The organism is Neorhizobium sp. T25_13 (genome assembly GCF_002968675.1).
GTDB classification, from domain to species: Bacteria; Pseudomonadota; Alphaproteobacteria; order Rhizobiales; family Rhizobiaceae; genus Neorhizobium; species Neorhizobium tomejilense.
The window spans coordinates 707,119-721,675 of sequence record NZ_PVBI01000001.1 but is presented as its reverse complement, the minus strand read 5'-3'; the positions used below and the strand labels follow the sequence as shown (position 1 = coordinate 721,675).

Here is a 14,557-nt window from a genome sequence, read left to right as displayed (position 1 = left end):
GTGTCATTGCCCGCCCCGCCGGTGATCGTGTTGGCAAGCACATTGCCGGTGCCGGCGAAGTTGCCGCTGCCGGTATAGACGAGGTTCTCGACATTGACGGCAAGCGTCAGCGCGGCAAGTCCGGTCCTGACCGTGTCGCTGCCCTCGTTTGCCAACTCCGTCACCACGTCGGTGGCGATGTCGACGATGTAGACATCGTCGCCGGTGCCGCCGATCAGCGTATCGCTGCCTGTCCCGCCATCCAGCGTGTCGTTGCCCGCAGCCCCGGTCAGCCTGTCGGCTGCCGCTCCGCCCTTGATGATGTTGTCGAGCGCATTGCCGGCGCCGGTAAAGCCGGTCGCACGCGTCGAGGTCAGGTTCTCGACGTTGGCCCCCAGCGTGTAAGCGGCCAGGTTCGTCTGCACCGTGTCGATGCCCTCGTCGGCATTCTCGACGACGATGTCGCCAGTGCTGATGACATAGGTGTCGTCGCCCACCCCGCCCTTCAGCGTGTCGACACCCGTCCCGCCGGTCATGATGTTGTTCAGCGCATTGCCGTTACCGGCAAAAGCCGCCGTGCCGGTATTGGTGAGGTTCTCGACATCGGTCCCAAGCGTGTAGCTTGAGAGGTTCGTCTGCACCGTGTCGGTGCCCTCGTCGGCGTTCTCGGTGACGGTGTCGCCGGCATTGTCGACGACGTAGATATCGTTGCCCGTGCCGCCGGAAAGCGCATCCGCTCCGGCGCCGCCGTTCAGCGTGTCGTTGCCCGCGTCACCAGAGAGCGTGTCGTCGCCAATTCCGCCGGTGATGATGTTGTCGAGAGTGTTGCCGGCGCCCGTAAAGCCGCCACTTCCGGTGAAGGTCAGGTTCTCGACATTGGCGATGGCCGCCAGCGAATAGCTCGCAAGATCGGTCTTGATGACATCGGTGCCGCCGCCGGATACCTCGACCACCACATCGCCCAGGACATCGACGATATAGGTGTCATTGCCGCCACCGCCGATCAGCGTATCGGCGCCGGCCTTGCCGTCGAGCGTATCGGCCCCCGCCCCGCCGGTGATCACGTTCACCGCGCCATTGCCGGTGCCGGTAAACGCCGCCGCACCCGTGTAGGTCAGGTTCTCGACATTCGTCCCAACGACATAGCTCGCAAGCGTCGTCTGGACCGTGTCCGTGCCCTCGTTCGGGTTCTCGACGATGATGTCGGTCGCAACATCGACCACATAGGTGTCGTCGCCCACCCCGCCCGACATCCTGTCGGAACCTGCTCCGCCAATCAAGGTGTCGGCGCCCGCGCCGCCGTCGAGGATATCGGCGGCCGCGCCGCCCCTGATCGTGTTGTCGAGGCCATTGCCGGTTCCGGTGAAGACCGCCTTGCCTGTGTAGGTTAGGTTCTCGACATCGGCGACCGCCGCCAGCGAGTAGCTGGCGAGTGCGGTCTTTATCGTATCCGTGCCGCCATCGGCATTTTCGGTGACGGTATCACCGGCGTTGTCGACCACGTAGCTGTCGTCGCCCACGCCGCCGATCAGCGTGTCGGCGCCGGCCCCGCCGTTCAGCGTGTCATTGCCCGCCCCACCGGTGATCGTGTTGGCAAGCCCATTGCCGGTGCCGGTGAAGTTTTCAGATCCCGTGTAGGTGAGATTCTCGATATTCACCAGTGCAGCGATCGAGTAGGTAGCGAGCGACGTCCGGATCCCGTCCGTGCCGGCGCCGGCTGCCTCCGTAACCACATCGGTCGCCATGTCGACGATGTAGATATCGTTGCCGAGCCCGCCGATCAAAATATCGGCGCCGGCGCCACCGTCAAGGGTATCATTGCCGGCGCCGGCAATGATGGTATTCTTCTGCGAATTGCCGATGGCGCTGAAGTTCCCAGCACCGGCAAAGGTCAGATTCTCGACATTCGAGAATGGCACGAGAGAGTAGCTCGTGAGCGTCGTCTTGATGAGGTCAGTGCCTCCTCCGATATCTTCGATCACCAGATCATCGACATTGTCGACAGTGTACGTGTCGTTCGCGCGACCACCCCGCAGCGTATCCGCCCCAGTACCGCCATCAAGCGTATTCGCAGCCAGGAGAGAGCCGACGATCGTATTGTTCAAGCCGTTGCCTGTTCCAGTGAAGGCAGCCGTCCCCGTATAGCTGAGGTTCTCGACGTTGGCCTTCGACGCCAGCGAATAGCTGGCCAGTGCGGTCCTGACGGTATCGGTGCCCTCGTCGGCATTTTCTGTCAGGACGTCGGCGGCGTTGTCGACGATGTAGGTGTCGTCGCCGGTGCCGCCGATCAGGATATCGGCGCCGGCCTTGCCGTCCAGCGTGTCGTCGCCACCGCCACCCGACAGCGTGTCGACGGCAGCCCCGCCGGTGATCGTGTTGTCGAGGTTGTTGCCCGTCCCGGCAAACGCCACCGTGCCGGTGTAGGTCAGGTTCTCGACATTGTCGGCAAGCGTGTAGCTCGCCAGTGCCGTCTTGGCCGTATCGATGCCCTCGTTGGTATTCTCGGTGACGACGTCGGCGGCATTGTCGATGACGTAGATGTCGTTGCCCAGACCGCCGATCAGCGTGTCGGCGCCGGCCCCGCCGTTCAGCGTGTCATTGCCCGCCCCGCCGGTGATCGTGTTGGCAAGCACATTGCCGGTGCCGGCGAAGTTGCCGCTGCCGGTATAGACGAGGTTCTCGACATTGACGGCAAGCGTCAGCGCGGCAAGTCCGGTCCGGACCGTATCGCTGCCCTCGTTTGCGGCTTCCGTCACCACATCGGTGGCGATGTCGACGATGTAGGTATCGTCGCCGGTGCCGCCGATCATCGTGTCGGCGCCTGCGCCGCCATCCAGCGTGTCGTTGCCGGAACCGCCGGAAACGACGTTCGCCAGAGCATTCCCGGTCCCCACAAAGTCGCCGGCGCCGATGAAGGTCAACTTCTCGACATGGGCGGTACTGGTCAATTCATAAGCGGAAAGCACCGTCTTGATCAGATCGGTGCCTGCGTTGGCGGCTTCGGAAACGATATCGTCCAGGGCATCGACGATGTAGGTGTCGTTGCCAACGCCGCCAATCAACGTGTCGGCGCCCGCGCCGCCGTCGAGAATATCGGCGGCCGCGCCGCCCCGGATCGTGTTGTCGAGGCCATTGCCGGTTCCGGTGAATGCCGCCGTGCCGGTGTAGGTCAGGTTCTCGACATCGGCGACCGCCGCCAGCGTGTAGCTGGCAAGAGACACCCTCACGGTATCCGTACCTTCATCAGTGTTTTCGGTGACGGTATCGCCGGCGTTGTCGACCACGTAGGTGTCGTCGCCGCTGCCGCCGATCAGCGTGTCGGCGCCGGTCCCGCCGTTCAGCGTGTCATTGCCCGCCCCACCGGTGATCGTGTTGGCAAGCACATTGCCGGTGCCCGAGAAGTTGCCGATGCCGGTGTAGGTGAGATTCTCGACATTGGCACTGAGCGCATAACTTACAATCGCTGTCTGGACGGTGTCGGTTCCTCCATTCAGGTTCTCGATCACAATGTCGGTCGCGATATCGACCACATAGAGATCGTCGCCCACCCCGCCCGACATCGAGTCGGAACCAGCGCCTCCAATCAACGTGTCGTCGCCTGCACCGCCGCCAAGCGAATCATTTCCGCCGTTACCCCAAAGGGCATTGCTTACTTCGTTGCCGACAATCGTGTCGTGGCCGGAGCCTGCCTGAACATTCTCGACCAGCGACGCAAGGTTGTTGTGATAAAGCAGCGCGTTGAAAATGTTACCGCGGGCATAACCATTGTTCAGGCTACCGCCCAGATCGGCCAACTGGGCTTGGGAAAAGAAAGAGTAGCCCCCGGCTCTCAGGTCGATTCTAAGCCGGAAGGTATAGGCGCTCAGGTCATAGGTATCGACGCCGCCGCCGTCCCAGATCGTTGCGAATATCCTGTTAGCATTGGGCGTGATGGCCGCGACGCCATTGACATAGGTAACGCCCTCATTCGGATTCCACTTATAGGTGGTATCGTCACCGTTGGTCGTGTAGTCCGCGCCATACATTTCCTGTAGAGCGGCGATGTCGAGCATCATAAAGCTCTGTGGCGCACTATTCTGCTCGTATTCGTAGCCGTTCGGAACGTCTCCGATATATGTGCGGTAGGTCATGATCGTATATTCGAGAGAATCGTAACTGCTCGGTACGATCGCCGGATTATTATCCGGTTCATGTGCATGTTTCAGGCCAAGAGCGTGACCCAGTTCATGCGCCAACGTATGTCCAGCATAGTTGCCGAACTCCGGAAATCGATAATCATCGTTAGTGCCAGCATACTCCGTCCCGAACCAGATATCGCCGCCGGCGCTGTCCGTGCGAGGAAGATAGGCCCATGCCGTCGAAAGACGCGGGTCGGATGACTGAGCAAATCGCACCGTTGCAGTGTTTACGTCTCCGACCACAAAATCGGCGTTGGTAAATCCTTCTATGGAGAAACCGTCATTCGCCGTGTTTCCATAGGATTGTTCCATGAGGATCAAGGCAGCAGCCTGCTGCTGCGAGGAAATCGAGGAGAAACCGAAATCTCTCTCTCCACTATACGAGTACGAGGTCGAGCTGGTGGGAAACGCATAGGTTATCGTACCGTCCCACGCGTAGCCGCTGATAAGCCCGTCGACTTTCTGATCTCCGGTCAAAGGCACATTCTTTGTGGAAGTGATAATGCCCGTCATAAAATCCCTGCCTGCTATTCTACTCGATCATGGGTTATGCAGCTTCCCTGTGCTCCAGGTGAGCGGCCGAAGCATTTATTGGGGAACCAGTGGACTACATATCCTAGTTCCCGATTCGAGTGAGGTTACGGATTCGTGCAATAAGCTCCAGAATCTGCATCGAACATATCCAAATTAACACTGACGAAAGCCCGAAGGCCCAAAAGTAATATATAATATCATAGTTCTTATCACCAAGTACATAACTTACGACTCTGCAGTTTCTATCAACGAAATCCCTTTGCCTGTACTTGTAAATCGCGAAGAAAACAAACAACAGTGGAATAAAAAGTAGAAATAGTCTAGATACTATGGTTGAAGTCAATTCTTCAACTGGTGCCAACCTTAATTTCGAGTAGACTCCTGACATATTTACCATTAACACCAAAAGAAGAAAAGCCGAGAGAGAGGCAACCGTGAATTCACAAATATTAGGCTCGGATCCAAACACAAGAAGCGCTATTGATACGCAAAATGAGCAAATTATAGTTGCAGATAGGAGCACCACTCCCGCCGGCATCGATCTGAACAGAGATAAAGTATAGAAAAATGCCGCGGCACAGAGCATCGCGATTGATGCGGGTCCAAACGGCCAAGGGAACGAAAGGTCCATAACAAGTTCTTTTCCAGAGAGCGGCACTTAAGTCTCAGAGCACATTCCACGACACGCCGTTGCGTCCACCGCTTTTCCCTGTTCCATCGCGAGCTGAGGAGAATGGTGCTCGAGGCCGGTAGCGCGAGTTGCCGGTATAGCCGCAAGCGGTTCATCGTTCATGCATCGCCTCCTCCGCGACCTCAACCAGCGGCGAAAACACATACTCGAGTATCCGGCGCTCTCCCGTGCGAACCTCCGCAGTCGCCGACATGCCCGAACTGAGCTTGAACTCACGTCCATCCGCCGAAACCTGGTCGGCATCCAGGCTCAACGTCACCGGAAACACCAGGTTCTGCATTCTTTCGGCGCCGCCGAAGACGCTCCCCGCCTGCCTTGCTGCGGCATCGCCTTCACGGCGCGCGGCGTCGGGTTCCGGAATGGCATCCGCCGCAATTTTCGTGACATGGGCCGGGATCGTGCCATAGCGGGTAAAGGGAAAGGCTTCGAGCTTGACGACTGCCTCCTGGCCAAGCTTGATAAAGCCGATATCCTTGTTCAAGACGTAAACCTCGAGTTCCAGGGCGCTGCCCTCGGGCACGACGCGCATGACGTCCTGACCGACGCTCACCACTTGCCCGACACTGGTGATCGACGATGCCTGTACCGTGCCGGCAATCGGGCTGCGCAGCGTCATCTGCTCCCGCGAATTTCTTGCCTTCGTCAGGCGCTGCTCAAGCTCCTCGACCCGGCGCTCCGCATCGCCGAGTCGCGCGAGGTGGTCGCTTAGAAACGCCCGCGTTACCCTGTCCTTTTCCCGCGCAAAGACCTCGATGCTTGCCACGGCGTCGGCAAGCCGGCCCTCCTGCATTGCAAGCTGCGTCGCCTGCTCCTTCAGCGTTTCCGTCGCGTCGATGACGCTCGCCATCGTCCCGGCATCCTTTGACGCGAGTGCGCTGCGCATCGTCACGCGCTCGTTCAGCGTTTCGACCAGAGAGTTCTGAGCCGCAAGCGTCACGGCCAGACGATCGCGTTCCACTTCCTTCTGGTGCTTCTGAGCCGCCAGCGAGGCGACTGCGGCCTGGTGTTGTTCAAGATCGCCCCGGAGAATGCCATCCTCCCTTCGGCGCAGCTCATCGGGTACATCCGCGTCCCATGCGATCGCTGGCAACGGCGCGTTCGGCACGCGCGAATGGACATGATCCACGATCGCTTTGCGGCGCCGGACCTCGGCACGCATGGACGCCAGGCCCTTTGCCGCATCCGTCTCATCGGCAATGGCATCGGTCGGATCGAGCCCAAGGAGGATATCGCCCTTTTCGACATGGGTCCCGTTTGGCGGCGGAAGCGCCGCCACCTTGCCGGTCAGCAGCGGCTGGACGACCTTGACGCGCCCGGTCGGCTGGAGCTTGCCCTGGGCGGCGGCGATAATGTCGATGCGGCCGACATAGGACCAGATCAAGGCCGTTGCGGTGAAGGCGCAAATGATCAGGATCAGCGCCATGCGCACCGGCGAGGGTGGCGTCTCCAGGACTTCCAGAGCGGGCGCCAGAAACTCGTGATCGGACCGCTTTGCCGGCCTCATCGGAAGGCCGGCATATCGGGCGGCCTTGGCGGGCGCTTTCCTCATGCCTCCCCCCTGTCGTTCTGCAGGGCCCAAAGCCGCGCATAGAGCCCGTCCGGACGCTTGAGCAGTTCCTCATGACTGCCCATTTCGGCGATCCGCCCATCCGCCATGCCGATGATCCTGCTGCACGGCCTGACGGCGGCGAGTCGGTGTGCGATGATGATCACCGTCCTGCCCCGAGCGATCTGGTGCATGTTCGTCTGGACGACCCGCTCGCTCTCGTAATCGAGGGCGCTGGTCGCCTCGTCGAAGATCAGGATCGGCGGGTTCGTCGCAAGGGCTCGGGCAATCGCGATGCGTTGCCTCTGACCGCCGGAAAGGTTGGCGCCCCGCTCCTCGATCATCGTGTCATAACCCTGGGGCAGCCGAGTGATGAATTCGTCTGCGCCGGCGAGCTTGGCAACGGCGATCACCTGGGCGCGGTGCATCGCGGGATTTGAGAAGGCGATATTGTCGTGGATCGTGCGGTTGAACAGCAGGTTTTCCTGCAGGACGACGCCGATGTGGCTGCGCAGCCAGGCCGGATCGAGCTGCGACAGGTCGGCGCCGTCGAGCAGCACCTGTCCCTCTTCCGGAAGATAGAGACGCTGGACGAGCTTGGTGAGCGTCGATTTGCCGGAACCGGAGGCGCCGACAATGCCGATGACCTCGCCGGGATGAATGTCGAGAGAGATGTTCTTTAAAACCTCCGGCAAGCCCGGCCGGTAGCGGAACGTGACATTGCGAAGCTGGATCATGCCCTTGGGTGGCGGAAGCGCCATGCGGGCGCCGGGGTGCCGTTCCATCGGCGTGTTGAGGATGTCGCCAAGGCGGTCGACGGAGATCTGCACCTGCTGAAAATCCTGCCAGAGCTGCGACAACCTCAGAACCGGCTGGGTCACCTGCCCGGCGATCATATTGAAGGCGACAAGCGAGCCGACCGAAAGTTCACCGTCGATGACCGCCTTGGCCCCGAAAAGCAGCAGGGCCGCCGTTGAAAGCTTGCTCACATACTGAATGGCGTTCTGGCCGCCGGCACTGAGCAGCGTGGTATCGAAAGCCGTCCGCACATAGGCCGCAAGCTTTTCTTCCCATTGCGCCTGCATGATCGGCTCGACGGCCGAAGCCTTGACGGTGTGGACGCCGACGATCGCTTCGACGAGGAACTGCTGGCTGGCGGCACCGCGATTGAACTTCTCCTTGACCAACTCCCGCAGCGGCGGACGCACGACCATGCCGATCAGCATATAGATCGGGATCGCGGCAACCACGATCAGCGTCAGCTTCCAGGAATAGGCGAAGAGCACCGCGATGAAGACGAAGGTGAAAAGAAGGTCGATCGCCGAAAACAGCCCCTGCCCGGTCAGGAAAGCGCGGATGGTCTCGAGCTCGCGCACACGTGCCACCGTCTGGCCGGCAGAACGGGTCTCGAAATAACCAAGCGGCAGCCGCAATAGATGGTGGAACAGCCGCTGGCCGAGCTCGACGTCGATCCTGTTGGTCGTATGGGCCAGCGCGTAAGTCCGCAGATATTGAAGCACGACATCGAAGAGGCCGATGATGGCGATGCCGGCCACCAGCACGAACAATGTCGAGTAGCCTTTGTGGGTCAGGACCTTGTCGACGACGACCTGGAAAAACAGCGGGGTCACCAGTGCGAATATCTGCACGAAAAGCGAGGCGAGCAGAACATGCGCCAGCGGCTTTCGATATCGCCAGATCGACGGCACAAACCACTTGAAACCGAACTCCCGCGGATCCGAGCCGTCGCCGCCGAGCCGCCGCCCGACAAGAAGGACACTCCCTCCGATCTCCGATGCGATGTCCTCTGGCTCGATTTCCCGATCGACCCGCGTCACGGGATCGATCAGCCGGTATTTTCCGGAGGGATTGAGGCCGCCAAGCACCTGGAAAGCACCGCTTTTCACCCGCACGATTGCCGGCACCGGAATTGTCCGCAGCCGACGTTCGCTAACCTTTTCGACCGGGCGGGTTTTAAGGCCGATCAGCCTGGCGGCACGCTGCAGATCAAGCGCCTGCGAGGGTCGGCCCTTCAGGCCAAGATCGTGTTGCAGTTGCTGAGGGTCGGCTGCGATCCGATAGAAAGCCGCAATGCCACACAGCGCACGGAGACCGGAGTCGAGCTGCTGCGAAACGACGCCATCCATGTCGCGAAACAATCCCCTGACCGTTTTCTTTGCACGTGCAAAGCACCCTTCCCCGCAGCCGTTGCTGACGGTTTTCCCCCGCAGATGTAGGCGGATTCACGTCTACAATCTATGGGAATATTGCACTCCCGATATTTCGGGAGTGCGTGTGACCTCCTACCCACGAATCACAACCATTTCGGGTGAATGGCATTTGAGGGCAATGTCTGCTTCCGCGGTCGGAGCTCTGGAAACGGCCAGTCAGTCGCCTGACCAGAGGGTCCTCGTTCCCTAGACAAGGTGATAGGTTCTTTTCTGAATCACCGCCCTGTGCCGCCTAACCGGGTTTTGCCAGCTTCACCACCGCCTTCGCCAACCGCGCGGCCCGAACCTCCGGCGTGGTCGCCTTCAACAGCGGAAGCACCACCGCATATTGGCCGGTCTTGTCGAGCTTTTCGAAGGCAGCCGCAGCGGCGGTATTTTCAGCGAGCGCGGCCACCAGATCGTCCGGCAGGCCGGCCTCGCGCTGCGGCGCATAGGCGACCGCCCAGCGTCCGTCGGCCTTGGCCGCATCGACTTCCGCCAGCCCCGCCGGCCGCATCCGCCCGGCCTGCGTCAGCGCCGCCACCCGATCGACATTGAGCTTCGACCACGGGCTTTTGGCGCGGCGCGGCGAATACCGCTGCAGATAGGAGGCGGCATCGAAGCCCTTGCGCTGGCTGTCGATCCAGCCATGGCAGAGCGCCACATCCAGCGCCTCGTCGATGGTGATCAGGGGCCGCTTCGGGTTCTTCTTGCCGATCCGCAGCCAGACGCCGGACGAGGTGGCATGGTGGGCGGAGAGCCAGGAGGCCCATTCCCCGGGATCGGTGAAGGCGAGGGCTTCGGTGGGGGAGTTCATGGGTGGGTCCGGGTTCGGGCCAGTCGATGGTGGGATTGTAGCTGTTGATGGTTGTGTTGCCAGAGAGTGGATGGCTTCGCCGGGAATTGGAGCCGGCTCTGGCTCCCGCCGTGGCAGGCGGCGAGCAGGGGTTCTGGCGGAGACAAGGGTGGATCCTCGGGTCAAGCCCGAGGATGACGACCGAGAGGGGGAGCTAGGGTGCCCACAGCAAACGGTGAGAGTGTCTCATCGGTGCTGTTTCGCACCCGTGGCACCACCTCCAACGCCGTCATCCTCGGGCTCGACCCGAGGATCCATCCCCCAAACGCCCGGATTGACGACACCACACAACCATCCCATCATGCTCGCATGGCGGGATATGTCTACATCGTCACCAACCACAAGCACGGCACGCTTTATATCGGCGTGACCTCCGATCTCGCCAATCGCATCTACGAACACCGCGAGGAACATCACCCCGGCTTCACCTCGAAATACGGCTGCAAACGGCTGGTCTGGTACGAAGCCCACGACAATATCGTCAGCGCCATCCAGCGGGAGAAATCACTCAAGCGCTGGTATCGGCAGTGGAAGATCGAGCTGATCGAGAGGCTGAATCCGGAATGGCGGGATTTGTATGCGGAGTTGGGAGGGTGGTAAGTCGATGGGTGCGGCATGGATCCTCGGGTCAAGCCCGAGGATGACGATGTTGGAGGTAGTGCCGGGAGGCGAAACAGCGCCCGGGATACACTCTCATCGTTTCTCTAAGCACCCTTAACTCCACCCTCCCGATCGTCATCCTCGGGCTTGACCCGAGGATCCACCCTCGCAAACGCTTAGGTTGACGAACGCCCTGACGACAGCATCGTTAGCGCCATTCAGCGAGAGAAGTTACTCAAGCGCATGTATCGACAGTGGAACATCGAATTGATCGAGAAGCTGAACCTGGAGCGGCGGGATTTAGCGGGGGGTGACTTATTGACCGAAGGGTGGATCCTCGGGTCAGGCCCGAGGATGACGGCGGAGACGTGGGGAGCAGACAGCCGCAGAACAATGTGAAAGCCTCACTCTTCTTCCACCTCATAGGGCAATGAATAGTTCTTTATATCTTTCATCGCCTCCAAAAGCTTTATGGTGGAGTTCGCATCAAGCGTATCTCCTGTGTAGCGAACCTCGTAAAGACCTTGCAGATTGGATGGAAGCTTGACTCCATCTTTAACAAGCAAAATAAATCTGCGCCCATAAAACGCCATTGCCGCACCAATTTCGATCAATACGTTGGGGTTGAGAAAAACATGATCCTCACCCTCAACACCTTTGACGATCTTGTCGGCGTCAACATGAATGATTGCGGCTCCACATTTCCGCATGTCATCCATTACCTTCTCCGGGACAGGTTTCGAAACCGATTGACGCTCAACCGACACGACAGGTTCAAGCTCCCCGTATTCAAGAAGCTTCTTAATTGGCTCCACTAGTGCGCGGTCTTTTCCGTGCGTAACAAAGACCCTCCTTCGTCTATGATCGTCAGCCACAGCGGCTGTTAACGCAGCTCCCTTATGTGGAGTTGCGGCGGGCGGAACGAACTGCTTTGTGACTGGCTCTGCATCTTCAGGATCATCAGTCGCTTGCTCCATCCCCTGAACACTATCCTGAACTTCAGTAATTCTGGATGCCGCCAATCCCAAACCGTTTAGCTGTACATAATGCTTACCCTTATGCTCAACTATAAACCCGACGGAACGAGCGCTGTCATTCATCCGCTCAAGGACATCGACCGCCTTAGCCCGCGGCACACCCATATCCTCTAAGACATTTACTGCTAAGTCCTGACGAGGAAATACATTTCCGTCATAATTCCTGAGAAAATCTCCAAATATCCGGGGCTTTAGTACGGCTTCCCGCTTCGCATCGATATCCTCTCCCTCAACCTTCGGCCTAATGATTCTTCGAGCAAGTTCTGTAACGCTGATTGAAGAGGCCTGAGCCCCGCCCTCAATTAAGCCAAAGGCGATTGCAGCTCCCGAAAGAACTCGTAGTTGCGATCCTTTTGGATCAACATTCAAAGCCATAGCCACATTAAAGGGCGATGTCGGTTTTCCAGCGTATTGATCAAAAATAACTTGAGGAACCCTAAGCGCATCGTCTAGGGACGCGATCGGTACATCCGACTGCTTGAGATAAGTTCTTTTATTTGGTGAGTCTTCAATTGAAGAAGGTTGCGGATTGCTGACCTTTCCGCCACCTTGATTTACTTTAGATGCAGCCACCTTAGCCATCGCGAATCGACCTCTTGATCCAACTATCGCAATGGTAGCAGTCTAGTTCGCAGTATGACTATTATGTTTCTTTGTAATTTATAAACGAACCTCTGTATTTTGCTAGGGTTTAGGCGGCCTCAGGCCGCCTCCCCCACCTTCGCGTACGGGTCAAACCGCCCATAAAACGTCTCCCCCTTCGCCGCCATGTCCTTCAAGAGCGGCGTCGGCTTGAAGTGCGGACCGTAGCTTGCGGCCAGCTTTTCGCAGAGCGCGACAAAGGTCTTCACGCCCATGCCGTCGATGTAGGAGAGCGTGCCGCCGGTATAGGGGGCGAAGCCGAAGCCGAGGATGGAGCCGACATCGGCTTCGCGCGGATCGGTGACGATGCCTTCCTCGACGGTGCGGGCGGCTTCGAGCGCGATCGTCACCAGAAGGCGCTGTTTGAGGACGCTAACATCCACCTCCGAGGCCTTTTTCTGCGGGTAGAGGGTTTTCAGCTCGGGCCAGAGGAATTTCTTGGCGGGCTTGGCCGGGTATTCGTAAAAGCCCTTGGAATTCTTGCGGCCGCGGCGGTCGAACACGTCGACCATCTGGTCGACCAGCGCCATGTGCTCCGCCTTGACCGCATTGGGGCCGAGATCGGCGATCGAGGCCTTCATGATCTTCTGGGAGAGATCGACGGCGACCTCGTCGTTGAGCGACAGCGGGCCGACCGGCATGCCGGCCATTTTCGCGGCATTCTCGATCATGACAGCCGGCACGCCTTCGGTCAGCATGTCATAGGCTTCGTTGATATACCGGAAGACGCAGCGGTTGACATAAAAGCCGCGGGTATCGTTGACGACGATCGGGGTCTTCTTGATCGCGGCGACGAAATCGAGCGCCACGGCGAGCGCCTTGTCTCCCGATTTTTCGCCGAGGATGACCTCGGTCAGCATCATCTTTTCGACCGGCGAGAAGAAATGCACGCCGATGAACTGGTCGGCGCGCTTCGAATTCTCGGCAAGGCCGGTGATCGGCAGGGTGGAGGTGTTGGAGGCGAAAATGGTGGCTTCAGGGATGACCGCTTCGACCGCCTCGATGACCGCCTTCTTGACGGCGCGATCCTCGAACACCGCCTCGACGACGAGGCTTGCATCCGACAGCGCCTGGTAATCCGGCGTCGGGGTGATCAGCGACAGCAGCTTTTCGCCCTCCTCCTTGGTCATCCGGCCCTTGCCCACCTGGTCCGCCACCAGCTTTTCCGAATGGGCCTTGCCCTTGTCGGCGGCTTCCTGGTCGCGGTCGATGAGGGTGACGGGAATGCCGGCGGCGGCCGTCACATAGGCGATCGAGGCGCCCATGAAGCCGGCGCCGACGACGCCGATCTTGGAGAACTCGGTCTTCGGGATACCGGCCGGGCGGCGGGCGCCCTTGCCGAGCTCCTGCATCGAGACGAACAGCGAGCGGATCATCGAAAACGCTTCGGTGGTGCGCAGGATCTCGGTGAAATAGCGCTGCTCGACCTTGAGGCCCGTATCGAAGGGAAGCTGCAGGCCTTCATAGACGCATTTCAGGATGGCAAGCGCGCCCGGATAATTGCCGGCGCTTTCGCGGCGCAGGATGGCGGGGGCGGCCGGCCAGAGCTGGGCTGCGGCCGGCGTCCAGATGCCGCCGCCGGGGACCTTGAAACCCTTTTCGTCCCAGGGGGCGACGGGCTTCAGACCGTCCTTGATCATCTGCTTGGCGGCATTGATCAGTTCGGCGGGTTCGACGACCTGATGCACGAGACCCATGGCCTTGGCGCGCTGGGCGGTCAGCGACGAACCGGTCGTCATCATCTGCAGGGCATCCTGGGCGTTCGCCAGCCGCGGCACACGCTGAGTGCCGCCGGCGCCCGGGAAGATGCCGACCTTGACTTCCGGCAGCGCGATTTTCACCGACTTGGAATTGGCGGCGACGCGGCCGTGGCAGGCGAGCGACAGCTCGAAGGCGCCGCCCATGCAGGTGCCGTTGATCGCCGAAACCCAAGGCTTGCCGTTAGTCTCGACCTTGCGCCACAGCCACGACATGCGCCCGGCGGCATCGAACAGTTTTTGCGCAGCGGTCGCCGGGTCCTTCGCCTGTTCCTCGGCGAGCATCGAGAACATCGACTTGATCATGGTGAGATCGGCGCCGCCGGAGAAGGACGACTTGCCGGACGTGAACACGACGCCCTTGACGGCCGCATCCGCGACAGTCGCGTCGACGATCGCGTCGATCTCGTCCATCACCTCCATGGTGAAGACGTTCATCGATTTGTCGGGCATGTCCCAGGTAACGAGAGCAATGCCGTCCGCGTCGGTTTCGACGGTGAAGTTCTTGTAGGTGCTCATGATGGGAT

7 protein-coding genes are annotated in these 14,557 nt (G+C 59.9%); 1 reads left to right on the top strand and 6 read right to left on the bottom strand.

What is annotated here, in order from left to right; translation table 11 throughout:
- The 4 genes from C5J22_RS30985 to C5J22_RS03355 form a co-directional block, all read right to left on the bottom strand.
- Positions 1 to 4,670: M10 family metallopeptidase (locus tag C5J22_RS30985; protein ID WP_245440279.1), on the bottom strand; the 4,670-nt coding region annotated here is incomplete at its 3' end.
- 803 nt (positions 4,671 to 5,473) lie between these two features.
- Positions 5,474 to 6,931 carry an HlyD family type I secretion periplasmic adaptor subunit gene (locus C5J22_RS03365; RefSeq protein ID WP_105437145.1) on the bottom strand — a complete coding sequence of 486 codons (1,458 nt, stop codon included), beginning with the start codon at positions 6,929 to 6,931 and terminating at the stop codon, positions 5,474 to 5,476.
- A complete protein-coding gene (locus C5J22_RS03360; protein ID WP_105437144.1) occupies positions 6,928 to 9,075 on the bottom strand; it encodes a type I secretion system permease/ATPase in 2,148 nt (715 codons plus the stop codon). The genes C5J22_RS03365 and C5J22_RS03360 overlap by 4 nt, the downstream gene beginning before the upstream one ends.
- Positions 9,076 to 9,391: 316 nt before the next feature.
- Positions 9,392 to 9,955, bottom strand: a complete 564-nt coding sequence (locus C5J22_RS03355; protein WP_105437143.1) for a YdeI family protein — start codon at positions 9,953 to 9,955, stop codon at positions 9,392 to 9,394.
- Between the two features lie 348 nt (positions 9,956 to 10,303).
- Here C5J22_RS03355 and C5J22_RS03350 point away from each other — a divergent pair, with 348 nt between their 5' ends.
- Positions 10,304 to 10,594, top strand: a complete 291-nt coding sequence (locus C5J22_RS03350; RefSeq protein ID WP_105437142.1) for a GIY-YIG nuclease family protein — start codon at positions 10,304 to 10,306, stop codon at positions 10,592 to 10,594.
- 404 nt (positions 10,595 to 10,998) lie between these two features.
- Here the strand turns inward: C5J22_RS03350 and C5J22_RS03340 are convergent, their stop codons facing one another.
- Together C5J22_RS03340 and C5J22_RS03335 are read right to left on the bottom strand one after the other, a co-directional pair.
- Positions 10,999 to 12,213, bottom strand: a complete 1,215-nt coding sequence (locus tag C5J22_RS03340) for a TIR domain-containing protein (RefSeq protein ID WP_105437141.1) — start codon at positions 12,211 to 12,213, stop codon at positions 10,999 to 11,001.
- Positions 12,214 to 12,332: 119 nt separating this feature from the next.
- Positions 12,333 to 14,549 (bottom strand): FAD-dependent oxidoreductase, encoded by a 2,217-nt coding sequence (locus tag C5J22_RS03335; RefSeq protein ID WP_105437140.1) that lies wholly within the window; start codon positions 14,547 to 14,549, stop codon positions 12,333 to 12,335.
- Between the last annotated feature and the right edge of the window lie 8 nt (positions 14,550 to 14,557).